The sequence below is a fragment of the Pseudoalteromonas sp. NCCP-2140 genome (assembly GCF_023708065.1).
Lineage (GTDB): Bacteria > Pseudomonadota > Gammaproteobacteria > Enterobacterales > Alteromonadaceae > Pseudoalteromonas.
This window is the reverse complement of record NZ_BRCZ01000003.1, coordinates 296,453-312,242: the sequence shown is the minus strand read 5'-3', so window position 1 is coordinate 312,242 and position 15,790 is coordinate 296,453. Positions and strand designations below refer to the sequence as shown.

Sequence of the window (15,790 nt, the reverse complement as noted above, 5' to 3'; positions counted from 1 at the left end):
TATTTATAGCGGTTTTTTAAACTTCAGCGTCATACGATCACTCTCACCAATCGCTTTATATTTAGCAGCATCTTTTTCGTCAAGTGCTAAACGTGGTGGTAGTGTCCACACCCCTTTAGGGTGATCCGCTGTATCAAGAGGGTTTGCATTAATGTCACTGCTTGCCACTAGTTCAAAGCCAGCCTGCTTTGCAATTTCAATTACATAGCTTTGCTTCATATAACCTGATGATTTCTGATCTTCGTCGCTGCGCGCTTCAGGTAGGCGGTGTTCAACCACACCTAAAGTGCCGCCTGGTTTAAGTGCTTTATAAAATGCTTTAAACGCACTTAACGCGCCTTCTTTATCTTTACCCATGTACCAGTTGTGTACATTTCTAAATGTTAAGACAAGATCTGCGCTACCCGCTGGTGCAATATCAAGATGTGTTACTGGCGCAAATTCAGTTAGTTTAACTTCACTGAAGCGTGCGTCATCGCTCATCTTTTTCTTAAAACCAGCTAATGAACGTTGGTAATAACCCACCTCAGAATCAGCAGGGAAATGTGCCGCGTAGTAAACACCATGGCCTTTTACAGCTGGCGCAAGAATTTCGCTATACCAGCCACCGCCCGGTGCAATTTCAACAACTGTCATGTTTGGCTTAAAGCCAAAGAACTCAAGTGTCTCAACTGGATGGCGATATTTATCACGTGCGCTATTTTTAGCATCACGTTCGCTTGATTGCACAGCTTGTGTAAGCGCTGATTCATGAGAATGGCTTAAAGCCTGTGCTGATGTCAGTGCAAGGCTGGCAACAAGTAACGATTTTACGGCAAATTTCATCATCTGTTCCTTCATTATATGGGTAATTATTATTATTAATCAGAATACGTGAATTTGTGGCAAACAAAAAGGGTTAAGCTATGTGCTTAACCCTTTATGTGATTAGTGGCGGAAATGGCGCATACCTGTAAATACCATTGCCATACCAGCTTCGTCAGCTGCAGCGATAACTTCTTCATCGCGCATTGAACCACCTGGTTGAATAACAGCGGTGATGCCAGCCTCTGCTGCTGCATCAATACCGTCACGGAATGGGAAGAATGCATCTGATGCCATAACTGAACCTTTTACTTCAAGGTTTTCGTCAGCGGCTTTGATACCAGCAATTTTCGCTGAATAAACACGGCTCATTTGACCTGCGCCTACACCAATCGTCATACCGTCACGTGCGTAAACGATTGCGTTAGACTTAACGAATTTAGCTACTTTCCAGCAGAATAATAAATCTTTTAATTCTTGCTCAGTTGGTTGACGCTTAGATACAACTTTAAGGTCGCCTTGCGTAACCATGCCTAGGTCGCGGTCTTGAACTAGAATACCGCCATTAACACGCTTGATGTCGTGACCTGTTGCATTACCAGACCATTCACCACATTCTAATAAACGTACGTTTTGCTTAGCAGATACGATTTGGGCTGCAGCTTCAGATACTTTAGGTGCAATGATAACTTCAACGAATTGACGAGCAACAATTGCTTCAGCTGTGTCTGCATCAAGTTCTTTGTTGAATGCGATGATGCCACCAAATGCTGATGTAGGGTCAGTTTTGAATGCGCGATCATAGGCTTCAAGAATGTTGTCACCAATTGACACACCACAAGGGTTCGCATGTTTTACGATAACACACGCTGGTACGTCGAATTCTTTTACACACTCTAATGCTGCGTCAGTATCAGCAATGTTGTTGTAAGAAAGTGCTTTACCTTGCAATTGAACCGCAGTCGCAACAGATGCTTCAGTTAAGTCGTTTTCAACATAAAAAGCAGCGTCTTGGTGTGAGTTCTCACCGTAGCGCATATCTTGCTTCTTAGTGAACTGCATGTTGATAGTGCGTGGGAACTTAGTCTCTTCAGCAGCTTCCTCTGTGTAGTCAGGAACCATTTTGCCGAAGTAGTTTGCAATCATGCCATCGTACTGAGCTGTGTGCTCGTAAGCAGCAATAGCTAGATCAAAACGTGTTTTATACGTTGTTGAACCGTTGTTGCTTTGCATTTCGCTGATCACTCGGTCGTAATCTTTTGCATTTACCACGATAGTCACGTCTTTATGGTTTTTCGCCGCAGCGCGAACCATAGTTGGGCCACCGATATCAATGTTTTCAATCGCATCTTCTAGGCTGCAGTCTTCTTTCGCAACAGTGTTTGCGAAGGGGTATAAGTTAACTACAACGATATCGATAGCAGAGATGTTATTCTCGCTCATTACGTCTTCATCTTGACCGCGACGCGCTAGGATGCCGCCGTGAATTTTTGGATGAAGTGTTTTTACGCGACCATCCATGATCTCAGGGTGACCAGTATGGTCAGATACTTCAGTGACTTTGATGCCGTTATCAGCAAGTAATTTGCAAGTACCGCCAGTTGATAAAATATCCACGCCTTGTGCTTCAAGAGCGCGAGCAAATTCAACGATACCGGTTTTATCTGACACACTTAATAGTGCGCGACGAATTGGACGATGTGTATCCATTGTAGTTTTGATTACCTCAATGTTTGAGCTAGCTTAGAAAGGCGGTATTTTAACTGAATCTGCTTTAAAAAACGACGTTTAAAGCGTGAGGATTTTGCATAGTTTTTAACAGCTATAAAAAAAGCACCCTAAGGTGCTTTTTTCAAATAACTTATTACCAGTTACTATGAAGCTGTAAGCAATTATAACGATAGGTCGTTAAACTGATTACGGTTTCAAATATAACGGGTATTAGTTCATGCCGTACTTTTTAAGTTTCTTACGTAAAGTACCACGGTTGATACCTAGTAAGATTGCAGCACGAGTTTGGTTACCACGCGTGTACGTCATTACTTCTTCAAGTAATGGTGCTTCTAGCTCAGAAAGAACAAGGTCGTATACGTCTTGTACGTCTTGACCATTAAGTTGCTTTAAGTAGTGATGAACAGCTTTTTTCACTGCATCACGCAACGGCTGTGGTTTCTCGTGTGACTGTACATGAGGGTTTGTGATAAATGGAGAAGTCACGTTTTGTTCGAACATCGTTATATGTCTCTTTCTTTCTTAGTTAGCTGCTAGTGTTTTAAAGTATTCTTCTAATGCGTCGACTTGTGCCTGTGGGTTATCTAACGCATTAAATACTCGCCTAAACTGACCGTCACTGTCATGGGTTTGCAAATACCAAGATACATGCTTTCGAGCGATACGCGCTCCCATTGGCTCCCCGTAAAACTGATGAAGATTGTCTAAATGCTCCATCAAAATGCTACGCACCTCTGCAATTTCAGGTGCTGGCAAATGTTCTCCAGTTCGCAAATAGTGGTCTATCTCCCTAAAAATCCAAGGGCGACCTTGGGCGGCTCGACCAATCATAATGGCATCTGCACCCGTATAATCCAAAACCTGCTTTGCTTTTTCTGGTGAAGTAATATCACCATTGGCAACGACAGGGATAGACACTGAACGTTTAATATCCCTAATTGTGGCGTACTCTGCTTCACCTTTATACATACATGCGCGCGTTCGCCCGTGTACTGCCAGTGAGGCAATGCCATAACGTTCAGCTATTCTCGCAATCTCGACACCATTACGGTTATCCTGATCCCATCCGGTACGGATTTTTAAAGTGACAGGGACATCGACAGCATTAACAACGGCATCGAGTATCTCTTGTACTAATTCAGGAAACTGTAATAAGGCAGAGCCTGCGAGTTTCTTATTCACTTTTTTAGCTGGGCACCCCATATTGATATCTATGATCTGTGCACCATTGCTGACATTGAATTGTGCTGCCTGTGCCATAAGCTCAGGATCGGCTCCGGCGATTTGCACCGAACGAATTCCCGACTCACCGCTGTGATCCATACGGTTCATCGATTTTTCGGTTTTCCATACTTTCGGGTTTGACGAGAGCATTTCAGAAACAGCAAGGCCCGCACCTAAGCGACGGCAAAGTTGTCTAAATGGTCTGTCTGTAATGCCTGCCATTGGCGCGACAATTACATTGTTCTCAAGTTGGTATGAACCGATACGCACTGTTATTCAATTGGCCTCTTTTCAAGGGGCGCTAAGTTTACGGCTTTTTTAGCAAAAATCAAAGGCTATAAATTGAACAAAAGTGACTTTTTTTTGCTCTTTTCGTATTGACTTTTGATAACAGTTTGACGGGCTGGTTGATTTGTTTGATATTTGAACAGAAAAAATTTTACTCACAAAAAAAGTGAGAAACTACTAACTGTAAAAATAAGGTAAAGCCTGTTAAATACTGGCTTTACCTATTATGTTTGAGTAAATACTCTAGTGCTATTTAGGCTTTCTTGATGCCGCTTACTCGGGTCCATTCACCCTCAACAGCCACGTCATCAAGTGCTAAAAACGGGGCATAAACATCGGCTACAGACTGAGCTTGTTCTTCTAAAATACCTGACATAGCAATTTTACCATTCGGTTTTAAAAGGCCTAAAATCACTTCATGTAGTTCGCGAAGTGGTTGAGCTAAGATGTTTGCAACCACAATATCAGCTGTAAACTCTGGCTGATCTTCAGGTAAATAGACTTCAAGTTTATCTGCAACGCCATTACGTTTTGCATTATCGCGGCTTGCTTCAAGAGCTTGAGGATCTATATCGATACCGATCATACGCTCTGCGCCGAGTTTGATCGCCGCAATTCCTAAAATTCCTGAGCCACAACCAAAGTCGACCACGGTTTTACCTGTTAAATCTTGGCTTTCTAGCCACTTCAAGCAAAGCGCTGTGGTTGCATGGGTGCCTGTACCAAAAGCAAGGCCAGGGTCGAGCAATACATTAACAGCATCAGGATCTGGAATATCGCGCCAACTTGGACAGATCCATAAGCGCTCACCAAATTGAATTGGGTGGAAGTTATCCATCCATTCACGCTCCCAATCTTTATCTTCAAGCTGTTCAATTTTATAAACGAGCTTATCGGCGAGTGTTGCTTCAGCATTTAATGTTGCTACTACGCTGTCCATATCATGGTTAGCGTCATACAGGCCAATCACAGTGGTATCAGCCCATAACTGCACAGTACCAAGTTTTGGCTCATAAATAGGGGTATCTTTGGCATCAACATAGGTGACTGACGCACTGCCAGTGTCCATGAGTAAGTCGCTGATTAATTCTGCGTTGTCTGCATTTGCGTTGATGCGAATTTGGATCCAAGCCATGAATATCTCTCGAATAGAAAAAAGGCCGCAACAGCGGCCTTTTAGTTAATAACGCGATACTAAATTACTTAGCATCTAAGAAGCTTTTCAGTAAGTCAGAGCGAGAAGGGTGACGTAATTTACGTAACGCTTTCGCTTCGATTTGACGGATACGCTCACGTGTAACGTCAAATTGTTTACCTACTTCTTCTAATGTATGGTCAGTGTTCATGTCGATACCGAAACGCATACGTAGTACTTTAGCTTCACGTGCTGTTAAGCCCGCTAGTACATCGTTTGTTGCGCCACGTAGTGATTCCATGGTTGCAGAATCAATAGGTGAGTCGATAGTGGTATCTTCAATGAAGTCACCTAAGTGCGAATCTTCATCATCACCGATTGGTGTTTCCATTGAAATTGGCTCTTTAGCGATCTTAAGTACCTTACGGATCTTGTCTTCAGGCATTAACATACGCTCAGCTAATTCTTCTGGGCTCGGCTCACGACCCATCTCTTGTAGCATTTGACGAGAGATACGGTTTAACTTGTTGATCGTCTCAATCATGTGCACAGGAATACGGATGGTACGTGCTTGGTCAGCAATCGAACGCGTGATTGCTTGACGGATCCACCATGTTGCATAAGTTGAGAACTTATAACCACGGCGGTATTCGAACTTATCAACCGCTTTCATTAGACCAATATTACCTTCTTGGATAAGGTCTAAGAACTGTAAACCACGGTTGGTGTATTTTTTCGCAATTGAAATTACAAGACGTAAGTTCGCTTCAACCATTTCTTTCTTCGCACGGCGAGCTTTTGCTTCACCAATACTCATACGACGGTTGATATCTTTAATTCGTTCGATGCTAAGACCCGTGCTTTCTTCAATTGCACTTAGTTTGCTGATGCAACGAATGATTTCTGGTTTAACTGTTTCAAGTGCTACTGAGTATTTCTCGTTAGCAGCAATCTCAAGGTCAATCCAGCTTGTGTCAGTTTCGTTATTTGCAAAGTGCTTGATAAAGCTCTTTTTCGGTAACTTAGCAATTTGTACAGCTTGTTTCATGATGATACGTTCTTGTACACGAACGCGGTCCATCATTTCACGCATGTTGTTAACCATACGGTCAAACTGTTTTGGCACTAATTTAAAGGTTTTAAATAGTTCGCCTATTTCTGCAATAGCTTCAAGTGAATCAGGGTGCGAGCGACCTTTTTCTTCGAACGTTTCGCGTGCTTTGTTATAAAGCTCACGTAAGTTTTCGAAGTGAATACGAGCTTCTTCAGGATCTGGACCTGTGTCGCCATCGCTATCATCATCGCTATCATCATCACTATCTTCGTCATCATCGTCTTCGTCGTCTTCTTCGTCGAGTTGCTCTTCGTTTAACTCAGAACCGATGTGTGTTGCAGAGATTTGTGATTCTTCTTCATTATTAGGATCAAAGAAACCAGAGATAATGTCGCTTAAGCGCATTTCTTCTGCTTCGAACTTGTCCCATTGCTCTAGTAGATAAGTAATTGCTTCAGGGTATTCAGCAACTGAAATCTGTACTTGGTTAATACCTTCCTCAATACGCTTAGCGATAACGATTTCGCCTTCACGCGTAAGAAGTTCAACAGTACCCATTTCACGCATATACATACGTACAGGGTCAGTTGTTCGACCGATCTCTTTTTCTACAGTCGCAAGTGCAGCTGCCGCGGCTTCTGCTGCGTCTTCGTCTGTCGTTGTTTCTTGCATCATTAATTCATCGGCATCAGGTGCGTTTTCGCTTACCTTGATACCCATATCATTAATCATGCTAATGATATCTTCTACCTGATCTGAGTCGATAATGTCTTGTGGAAGGTGATCATTAACTTCTGCAAAAGTTAAATAACCTTGCTCTTTACCTTTTTGAATCAGAAGCTTTAATTGTGACTGAGGAGTTGGATCCATAGAGATTTATTCTTCCACTCTGAAAGTTGATACAACAGGCGCCAGCTCGCTTACTAATTAAGCGACACGAAAACTAACTAGACGCAGTGAATAGCACAGTATAACAGCATTATTCAATTCTGACTAGCTGTTGCTGCCTTTTAACGCTTGCGTCAGTAAGTGGCATTCTAGCCTTTCTTCGCTGCTTAAGCCTTTGGTCTTGTCTTTTATTAATAGGGTCTCTAGTCGATAATTTAAACACTGGTCTTCAATAAATTTAAAAGTATTTTTAAAAACCGTCTCTAAACGATCGTCATTTATTTGGTGCTGCCAAGTTGCTAGTTTCACTAACGCGTCATATTCAGCGCCATCCCTAAATGACTCTAAAATTTGTGCCGTCGTGATACCTTCACGTTCTAGTGCTAAGTGCTGAATGCGTAAAAATAGCTCAATACCGGCTATTTTCATCTCAGCTAATTCTGGCATATAAGCAATGCTGGTCGCCAAATTTGGGTGTTGCAATAAAATACCAATCGCTTGACGCATCGGCGTTATTTTAAATTTACGCTCAATCGCATGCTGTTGCTTTGGCGACTTAACGCGATTATTTAATTGCTCTCTTGTCCGACCAATTAAGCGGCCAAGATGTTCCAAAATATTTTCTTGGTAAAAGTCACTAGGGATTTTTTCAATTAGCGGCAGGGCATCACTAAGGAGCTTTGCTTTACCTGCGTCTTGAGTAAGGTCTATCTCTTGGCTGAGCTTATTAAACAGCACCTTAGTAAAATCATCCGCTTCGCTTAACCTAGCTTCAAAAGCGTCTTTACCTTCTTGTTGTACCAGTGAATCAGGGTCTTCACCATCTGGTAAAAACACAAACTTTAACGACTTACCATCACCAAGATAAGGCAGTGCATTTTCTAGTGCACGCCAAGCTGCATCGCGACCTGCACGGTCACCGTCGTAGCAGCATATCACTTTATCTGTAGTTCTAAATAAAGTGTGCATATGTTCTGCGGTCGTTGCTGTGCCAAGGGCGGCAACGGCATATTCGATGCCTTGCTCAGCTAAAGCAACAACATCCATATAACCTTCAACAATTAAAATATGTTCAAGTTTCTTATGTGCTTGCTTGGCTTCGTATAAACCATAAAGCTCAAAGCCTTTATGGAAAATACGGGTTTCTGGTGAGTTAAGGTATTTAGGACCTTGATCCGCTTGCATAACACGGCCACCAAAGGCAATCACCCGACCGCGTTTATCGCGTATAGGGAACATGAGTCGATCACGGAAGAAGTCAAATTGACGACCAGGCGATTTTTCAGAGGCTAGTTTTAGTTCTACAAGCTGCTCTTTTTGTTCTTTGTTGCGGCCAAGTTGCTGGCATAGCGCTTCCCATTCACTTGGCGCATAACCAATCATGAATTTTTTCGCTGTTTCACCGCTTAAACCACGACCCTTGATATAGTCGATAACCGTTTTTGAGTTGGCATGATGCTTTAACTGATGCTGATAAAAGCGAGCTGCATGTAACATTAAATCGTAATCAGAGCGCTTTTGTTCTGCAGTGCGTTGCGGGCCTGAGCTTGTGCCTTGTTCGCGAGGTACGTCTAAATTGAGCATACTCGCTAATTCTTCAATAGCATCAACGAACTCTAATTTGTCATATTCCATAACAAACGAAATTGCATTGCCATTGGCACCACAACCAAAGCAGTGGTAAAACTGTTTATCTTGAGAAACGGTAAATGAAGGTGATTTTTCGTTATGGAATGGGCAACAGGCTTGGTAGTCTTTACCTGCTTTTTTAAGGCCAACTCTCGAATCAATTAACTCAACAATATCTGTGCGAGCGAGTAAATCATCAATAAACTGTCGAGGGATTTTTCCGGCCATAGCTGTTGTATTTTCCTGCGCTATCTATGCGTTGTAAAATAAGATTTGAACACAATTACTGTGTTTATGAAAGACTAAAAGCAAGAAACCGAGCACTAGGCTCGGTTTGCTTGAATCATACATCTGTATGTGGGGGTTAGGCAGTTAATCGTTGCTTGATTAAGCCAGAAATCTTACCTAAATCGGCACGACCTTCAGCTTTGCTTTTGATAACTCCCATTACCTTACCCATGTCTTGCATACCCGCTGCGTTTGTATCAGCTATAGCCGAGTCAATAAGAGCAATGATTTCTTCTTCACTCAATTGTTGAGGTAAGAATTCTTCAAGTGCTTTAATCTCACTGGCTTCAATTTCAGCTAAATCTTCACGACCCGCATCAATGTACTGGGTGTAAGAATCGCGACGTTGCTTAACAAGCTTTACTAAAACAGCGGTAATACCGTCGTCGTCAAGCGTAATTTGCTCGTCAATCTCACGTTGCTTGATTGCAGCAAGTACCATGCGGATAGGCTTAAGACGTTCTTTGTCTTTTGCCTTCATCGCATCTTTTTGCGCATCTTTTAGCGTTAATAAAAGGCTCATTTATACAAGACCAAATACTGATTAGTATAATTTAACGCGACGTGCGTTATCGCGAGAAAGCTTCTTCATGTGACGCTTTACTGCAGCAGCTTTTTTACGCTTACGCTCAGCTGTTGGTTTTTCATAGTGCTCGCGACGACGAACTTCTGAAAGGATACCTGCTTTTTCACATGAACGCTTGAAGCGACGAAGTGCTACGTCAAACGGTTCGTTCTCTCTTACTTTAATTACTGGCATTAAAAATTCACCTACCTAAATAATGAGCGTTGCTCAAGTTGATCGAATAACGACCAAGTGGTTCAAAAATGGTGCGGTATTGTAATCCGAAGCAACACCACATGTAAAGAATAATATTAACAGAAACTAGGTTTGCAAAACAGAGTTAATTTGTCTCGCGTTGATATAGTCGACAAATTACTTGTCCGGCAGCTTTTTCTTTTAAAAGCATCCAGTTATCTGGGGTGTCTAGGTCGCTTAGTTCGCTTTCGACCTCAACATATATAAGTGCTTGGGCAGATAACCAGCTATTTTTTTCGAGTAAAAAACAACTTTTTTCAGCCAAGTTTTGTCGAAATGGCGGGTCAACAAAAATTAGATCAAATTGTTCGTTTTGCGTGTTTTGTTCCAATAATGAAAGGCTATTGCCTTGTTTTACGGCGGCATTATCCAATTTAAGGGTGCTAATGTTTTCTTTTAGTTGGCTAGCGGCGCCTTTATCTAGTTCGAAAAACACAGCATGATCAGCAAAGCGCGATAACGCCTCAAAACCTAAACCGCCGGAACCGGCAAAACAATCGAGTACCGCTGCGCCTCGGGTATCTTGCATTAGCCAGTTAAATACAGTTTCTTTTATTCGGTCTGTGGTTGGGCGCAAGCCTTGCACATCTTTTACGGGTAATTTTCTACCGCGAAATTGCCCACTAATAATACGAATAAAACCATTTGCTGATTTATTGTTCGCTGCTTTTGCTTGGCGGTTAGCTGTTGATTTTTTTCTCATTTAACTCACTAATCATTGGTAACTGACCACTAGCTCAGATAATATTGTATGCAATAGCTAGCGTGTCATTTTTCTACTGCGCTAAAAGTGATAGTATTGCGACCTTAGCGATAGATGGTACCTGTTTATGTTTGGCTAAAAAGCTGAACTGTCACCAAACTATTATTCATGTAAGTTTATCAGATTTTTATAAGTGGTTATTAGCAAGTATGGCAAAAAAAAGTAAATTCCTGTCTTGGTTTGGTTTTGGCAAATCAGATAAGCAACAAGCAGAGCAAGCAGCAAAAGAGGCTGATAACCAGAAGCAAATAGAAGAACAACAGCGAATTGAAGCCGAAAAGGCAGAAGCTGAACGTTTAGAACAAGAACGCATTGCTGCAGAAAAGGCAGAAGCGGAGCGTTTAGAGCAAGAACGCATTGCTGCTGAACAAGCAGATGCTGAACGTTTAGAACAAGAACGCATTGCTGCAGAAAAGGCAGAGGCTGAACGTTTAGAGCAAGAACGCATTGCTGCAGAAAAGGCAGAGGCTGAACGCTTAGAGCAAGAGCGAATCGCTGCAGAAAAGGCAGAGGCTGAACGTTTAGAGCAAGAGCGCATTGCTGCAGAAAAGGCAGAAGCTGAACGTTTAGAGCAAGAACGCATTGCGACAGAACAAGCAGAAGCTGAACGTTTAGCTCAAGAACAGCAAGCGGCAGAACAGCAACGTCAAGAACAACAAGCTCGTCTTGCTGAGCAAGAAGCAGCAATGAAATTAGAGCAAGAGCGTGCTGCAGCAGAACAGGCGCAGCGTGAAGCCGAGCAAGTTGCTGCACAGAAGGCCGAGGCAGAACGTCTAGAGCAAGAACGCATTGCTGCAGAAAAGGCAGAGGCTGAACGTTTAGAGCAAGAACGTATCGCGGCAGAAAAGGAAGAAGCTGCTCGCTTAGAGCAAGAACGTATCGCAGCAGAAAAAGCAGAAGCGGATCGTCTAAAGCAAGAACGTATTGCTGCAGAGAAAGCAGAGGCTGCTCGCTTAGAGCAAGAACGCATTGCTGCAGAAAAAGCAGAAGCTGATCGTCTAGAGCAAGAACGAATTGCTGCAGAGAAGGCAGAAGCTGCTCGCTTAGAGCAAGAACGTATCGCAGCAGAAAAGGCCGAGGCAGAACGTCTAGAACAAGAACGCATTGCTGCAGAAAAGGCAGAGGCGGAGCGCTTAGAACAAGAACGTATCGTGGCAGAAAAGGCAGAAGCTGAACGTTTAGAACAAGAACGCATTGCTGCAGAAAAGGCAGAGGCGGAGCGCTTAGAGCAAGAACGTATCGCGGCAGAGAAGGCAGAAGCTGAACGTATAGAACAAGAACGTATCGCTGCAGAAAAGGCTGAGGCTGAACGTTTAGAGCAAGAGAAAGCTGCTCAAGCCGCTGCTGAAAAACCAAAGAAAGAAGGTTTCTTCGCACGCCTTAAAAAAGGTCTATTAAAAACTCGCGTTAATATTGGTTCTGGCTTTGCGTCTATTTTTAGTGGTAAGAAAATTGACGATGAGTTATTTGAAGAACTAGAAACACAATTACTAACAGCCGATTTAGGTGTTGATACAACAATGAAGTTGATTGATAACCTAACCGATGCCGCTGATCGTAAACAGTTAAAAGATGGCGATGCTTTATATGAGTTAATGAAGCAAGAAATGGCTAGTATGCTTAAAACCGCCGAGCAGCCGCTGGTTGTAAGTGGTGACAAAAAGCCATTTGTTATCTTAATGGTGGGTGTAAATGGTGTAGGTAAAACCACCACGATTGGTAAATTAGCTAAGCAGTTCCAAAACGAAGGTAAGTCAGTGATGCTTGCTGCCGGTGATACGTTCCGCGCTGCAGCGGTTGAGCAGCTGCAAGTATGGGGTGAGCGTAATAGCATCCCAGTGATTGCTCAGCATACAGGTGCAGACAGTGCGTCAGTGGTATTTGATGCATTTCAGGCTGCAAAGGCTCGTAATGCTGATGTGTTAATCGCCGATACAGCAGGTCGCTTGCAAAATAAAGATAACCTAATGCAAGAGCTTGAGAAAATTGCCCGTGTAATGAAGAAAATTGACCCAGATGCGCCGCATGAAGTTATGCTAACTATTGATGCAGGTACAGGTCAAAACGCAATTAGCCAAGTTAAATTATTTAATGAATGTGTTGGTTTAACGGGCATTACTTTATCTAAACTAGATGGTACCGCTAAAGGTGGTGTGATTTTCGCCGTTGCAGATAAATTTAATATCCCAATTCGTTACATTGGTGTTGGTGAAGGTATTGATGATTTACGTACCTTTAATAGTAGTGACTTTATTGATGCACTATTTAGCCAAGACGAGGATGACGCATAATTAACTAAAGGGAGCTTGCTCCCTTTTTCGCTGCAAGATGATTGATAACTAAAATGATAAATTTTCAGCAAGTCAGTAAAACATATCCAGGTGGCCATCGTGCCCTTGAAAAAGTCAGCTTTCATATTAAGCCTGGCGAACTGGCCTTTTTAACCGGGCACAGTGGGGCAGGTAAAAGTACACTATTGAAACTTATCAGCTTGATGGAGCGTCCATCAGCCGGGCAGGTGCTTATTAATGGTGTTGATTTAAATGCTGTTAAATCGCGTCAGATCCCTTATGTGCGCCGCGATATTGGTATCATCTTTCAGAATCACCGTTTACTAGAACGTTACTCAGTGTTTGATAATGTTGCCTTACCTTTAATCATTGAAGGTACGCACCATAAGCAAATAGCTAAACGTGTTCACGGTGCGCTTGATAAAGTAGGGTTACTTGATAAAGCTAAGTGTAATCCAGCAACCTTATCAGGTGGTGAGCAGCAGCGTGTTGGTATTGCCCGCGCTATTGTCAATTCTCCGCCTATTTTGCTCGCCGATGAGCCAACCGGTAACTTAGACCCTGAACTTTCGATGGACATTTTACGTTTATTCGAAGACTTTAATAATCATGGTACAACCGTGCTGATTGCAACCCATGATATTGGTTTAATAGCGCGTATGCGTTATCGCAGTTTAACACTGAAAGATGGCCGTATGATTGACGATCCGTTAGCTGAGGGGGCACTATGAGTTTATTGTTTAAAAGCCGCAACAGCCAAAACGAACGTCAGAAGAAGTCATTTTTAGCAGCGCCTTATTTCTTCTTTATTAACCTTATTCGCCAAGGTGTGCACAGCCTCGGTGAAATGTGGCGAACGCCTTTAGCCTCATTGATGACCATTGCGGTATTGGGATTAAGCCTAACACTACCAGCGACGCTTTATTTAGTGGTTAAAAATGTCTCGCAAGTGAGCAGTGGCTTTGAAGATGCCGCAGAGATCTCGTTGTTCGTAAAAGAAACTATGAGCGAACAGCAAACGCAAACCTTGGTTAAGCGTTTAGCACTCTACCCTGAAGTAGATAAAGTGGAGTTTATATCAAAAGGCGATGCCCTCACTGAATTTAAACAAGTATCAGGGTTTGGCCAAGCACTTGAATATTTAGATGCGAACCCGTTACCTGATGTTGTTATTGTTACGCCGACAGCACGATACCGTCAGCCAAATACGGCAAAACAATTACTGCAAAAGCTTGAAGCCGAAAGAGAAGTTGATTTTGGTAAACTCGATATTGCTTGGCTTGAGCGATTAAATGCACTTTTAAGTTTATTAAAAGAAAGCGTGATCACCATTGCTCTACTATTATTAACCTCCGTCACCCTGATCATTGGTAATACTATCCGCTTATCAATCATGGATAAGAAAGACGAAATTCAAGTTATGAAGTTAGTTGGGGCGACAAACACCTTTATTCATGCGCCATTTTTATGGACAGGGATTTGGTACGGTATTATTGGCGGTTTGTTCTCTTTTATTTGTGTTGCGTTAATGATGTGGTGGCTTGGTGCTGCTGTAAGTGATGTTGCGGGTGTTTATGAAACCAGCTTTGACTTGATTGGTTTAACACTCACAGAGTTTGGCATTTTAGTCGCTCTTGCAACAGGCTTAGGATTTGTTGGTTCATACTTATCAGTTAACCGCTACATAAAAGAAATTGAACCCGATAAAGTGTAATACCCGAAAAAGTGTAACAATTCATTGTTACACTGCTCTTTTAGCGATAAATAGTAGTCGCTGTTAATTTATCAAAATATCACTCCAAGCTAGAATTCATCGCTTATTCAGCGTGTTAGCGTAGACTAAAAATAGATACAAAAACCACTTGATTTGAACTTTAAAAAAGTTTTTAATTGAAGTTAGCACTCTCGCTTAAAGAGTGCTAAGATGGTTTCAAATGTTTATCACTGAGGTGAAAAATGAGTAAAGATTTATACGCAATGGCACTTACTGCAGGTCAACAGAGCGCAAGTATGGACGGCTACCTTCAAGCGGTTAGCACTATTCCTATGCTTGATGCAGAGAAAGAAAAGCAGTTGGCGACACGTCTTCAGGAAGAAGGTGATCTTGAAGCTGCGAAGCAACTCATTATGTCGCATCTACGCTTTGTTGCTCATATTGCGAAAAGCTATTCAGGTTATGGCTTACCGCAAGCTGATTTAATTCAGGAAGGTAACATCGGTCTGATGAAAGCGGTAAAACGTTTCGACCCAAGTGTAGGTGTTCGCTTAGTTTCATTCGCAGTACACTGGATCAAAGCTGAGATTCATGAATACGTTCTGAAAAACTGGCGTATCGTGAAAGTTGCAACTACAAAAGCGCAACGTAAATTATTCTTCAACCTACGTAAAAACAAAAAGCGTTTAGGTTGGTTTAACCAAGCTGAGGTTAGCACAGTTGCTAATGAGCTAGGTGTAAGTGAAAAAGAAGTACGTGAGATGGAATCACGTATGAGTGGCCAAGATATGGGCTTTGACTTAACGGGCGACGACAATGACGACGCACCGACAAGCACATACTCGCCAGTACAGTATTTAACAGATGGCAGTGCTGACCTTGCTGATGATATCGAAGAGCAGCAATGGCAAGAGCAGTCTCATGCACGTTTATTCAGCGCGTTAAAAACCCTTGATGAACGTTCTCAAGACATCGTAAGTGCACGTTGGTTAGCTGACGATAAAGCAACATTACAAGAGCTTGCTGAGAAATATAACGTTTCAGCAGAGCGTGTTCGCCAGCTAGAAAAAACAGCGATGAAAAAACTGCAATCAGCGATGAGCTAATAGCAATCGCTATAGCAAACCATCTTTAGTAGACTACAAAGCCTCGCAAATGCGG

14 protein-coding genes are annotated in these 15,790 nt (G+C 42.4%); 4 read left to right on the top strand and 10 right to left on the bottom strand.

Annotation, left to right across the window (positions count from 1 at the left end):
• Positions 1–3: 3 nt before the first annotated feature.
• The 10 genes from NFU46_RS08080 to rsmD form a co-directional block, all read right to left on the bottom strand.
• Entirely contained in the window at positions 4–825 is an 822-nt protein-coding gene (locus tag NFU46_RS08080; protein WP_058585847.1) for a class I SAM-dependent methyltransferase, read from the bottom strand.
• A 102-nt stretch (positions 826–927) separates the two neighbouring features.
• Positions 928–2,514, bottom strand: a complete 1,587-nt coding sequence (gene purH, locus NFU46_RS08075) for a bifunctional phosphoribosylaminoimidazolecarboxamide formyltransferase/IMP cyclohydrolase (RefSeq protein WP_138619132.1) — start codon at positions 2,512–2,514, stop codon at positions 928–930.
• Between the two features lie 231 nt (positions 2,515–2,745).
• Entirely contained in the window at positions 2,746–3,036 is a 291-nt protein-coding gene (fis, locus tag NFU46_RS08070) for a DNA-binding transcriptional regulator Fis (RefSeq protein ID WP_002957804.1), read from the bottom strand.
• Between the two features lie 21 nt (positions 3,037–3,057).
• Entirely contained in the window at positions 3,058–4,029 is a 972-nt protein-coding gene (dusB, locus tag NFU46_RS08065) for a tRNA dihydrouridine synthase DusB (protein WP_054551040.1), read from the bottom strand.
• Between the two features lie 271 nt (positions 4,030–4,300).
• Complete coding sequence (gene prmA / locus NFU46_RS08060) at positions 4,301–5,182, bottom strand: 50S ribosomal protein L11 methyltransferase (RefSeq protein WP_055020740.1); 882 nt, start codon at positions 5,180–5,182, stop codon at positions 4,301–4,303.
• A gap of 64 nt (positions 5,183–5,246) precedes the next feature.
• On the bottom strand, positions 5,247–7,106 hold the full coding sequence (gene rpoD, locus NFU46_RS08055) for an RNA polymerase sigma factor RpoD (RefSeq protein WP_175078471.1): 1,860 nt from the start codon (positions 7,104–7,106) through the stop codon (positions 5,247–5,249).
• Between the two features lie 123 nt (positions 7,107–7,229).
• Positions 7,230–8,981, bottom strand: a complete 1,752-nt coding sequence (gene dnaG, locus NFU46_RS08050; protein WP_251601055.1) for a DNA primase — start codon at positions 8,979–8,981, stop codon at positions 7,230–7,232.
• Between the two features lie 136 nt (positions 8,982–9,117).
• Positions 9,118–9,564, bottom strand: a complete 447-nt coding sequence (locus NFU46_RS08045) for a GatB/YqeY domain-containing protein (protein ID WP_054551044.1) — start codon at positions 9,562–9,564, stop codon at positions 9,118–9,120.
• A 21-nt stretch (positions 9,565–9,585) separates the two neighbouring features.
• Positions 9,586–9,801, bottom strand: coding sequence for a 30S ribosomal protein S21 (rpsU, locus tag NFU46_RS08040; protein WP_002957797.1), 216 nt, complete (start codon positions 9,799–9,801; stop codon positions 9,586–9,588).
• Positions 9,802–9,946: 145 nt separating this feature from the next.
• Positions 9,947–10,564 (bottom strand): 16S rRNA (guanine(966)-N(2))-methyltransferase RsmD, encoded by a 618-nt coding sequence (gene rsmD / locus NFU46_RS08035; protein WP_175082459.1) that lies wholly within the window; start codon positions 10,562–10,564, stop codon positions 9,947–9,949.
• Between the two features lie 209 nt (positions 10,565–10,773).
• Between rsmD and ftsY the strand changes: the two genes are divergently transcribed.
• From ftsY to rpoH, 4 genes are all read left to right on the top strand, one after another.
• The gene (ftsY, locus tag NFU46_RS08030; protein WP_251601297.1) at positions 10,774–12,915 is read left to right on the top strand and encodes a signal recognition particle-docking protein FtsY; all 2,142 of its coding nucleotides are present in this window, start codon (positions 10,774–10,776) and stop codon (positions 12,913–12,915) included.
• Between the two features lie 53 nt (positions 12,916–12,968).
• A complete protein-coding gene (gene ftsE / locus NFU46_RS08025) occupies positions 12,969–13,646 on the top strand; it encodes a cell division ATP-binding protein FtsE (RefSeq protein WP_054560978.1) in 678 nt (225 codons plus the stop codon).
• The gene (gene ftsX, locus NFU46_RS08020) at positions 13,643–14,629 is read left to right on the top strand and encodes a permease-like cell division protein FtsX (protein WP_251601053.1); all 987 of its coding nucleotides are present in this window, start codon (positions 13,643–13,645) and stop codon (positions 14,627–14,629) included. Before ftsE ends, ftsX begins: the two co-directional genes overlap by 4 nt.
• Positions 14,630–14,871: 242 nt before the next feature.
• Complete coding sequence (rpoH, locus tag NFU46_RS08015) at positions 14,872–15,735, top strand: RNA polymerase sigma factor RpoH (protein ID WP_054551048.1); 864 nt, start codon at positions 14,872–14,874, stop codon at positions 15,733–15,735.
• Positions 15,736–15,790: the final 55 nt, after the last annotated feature.

Bases quoted from the DNA above. Each gene is read 5' to 3' on its own strand.
- NFU46_RS08080 (WP_058585847.1), bottom strand. From the start codon at position 825: ATGAAATTTGCCGTAAAATCGTTACTTGTTGCCAGCCTTGCACTGACA.
- purH (WP_138619132.1), bottom strand. From the start codon at position 2,514: ATGGATACACATCGTCCAATTCGTCGCGCACTATTAAGTGTGTCAGAT.
- fis (WP_002957804.1), bottom strand. From the start codon at position 3,036: ATGTTCGAACAAAACGTGACTTCTCCATTTATCACAAACCCTCATGTA.
- prmA (WP_055020740.1), bottom strand. From the start codon at position 5,182: ATGGCTTGGATCCAAATTCGCATCAACGCAAATGCAGACAACGCAGAA.
- rpoD (WP_175078471.1), bottom strand. From the start codon at position 7,106: ATGGATCCAACTCCTCAGTCACAATTAAAGCTTCTGATTCAAAAAGGT.
- dnaG (WP_251601055.1), bottom strand. From the start codon at position 8,981: ATGGCCGGAAAAATCCCTCGACAGTTTATTGATGATTTACTCGCTCGC.
- NFU46_RS08045 (WP_054551044.1), bottom strand. From the start codon at position 9,564: ATGAGCCTTTTATTAACGCTAAAAGATGCGCAAAAAGATGCGATGAAG.
- rpsU (WP_002957797.1), bottom strand. From the start codon at position 9,801: ATGCCAGTAATTAAAGTAAGAGAGAACGAACCGTTTGACGTAGCACTT.
- rsmD (WP_175082459.1), bottom strand. From the start codon at position 10,564: ATGAGAAAAAAATCAACAGCTAACCGCCAAGCAAAAGCAGCGAACAAT.
- ftsY (WP_251601297.1), top strand. From the start codon at position 10,774: ATGGCAAAAAAAAGTAAATTCCTGTCTTGGTTTGGTTTTGGCAAATCA.
- ftsE (WP_054560978.1), top strand. From the start codon at position 12,969: ATGATAAATTTTCAGCAAGTCAGTAAAACATATCCAGGTGGCCATCGT.
- ftsX (WP_251601053.1), top strand. From the start codon at position 13,643: ATGAGTTTATTGTTTAAAAGCCGCAACAGCCAAAACGAACGTCAGAAG.
- rpoH (WP_054551048.1), top strand. From the start codon at position 14,872: ATGAGTAAAGATTTATACGCAATGGCACTTACTGCAGGTCAACAGAGC.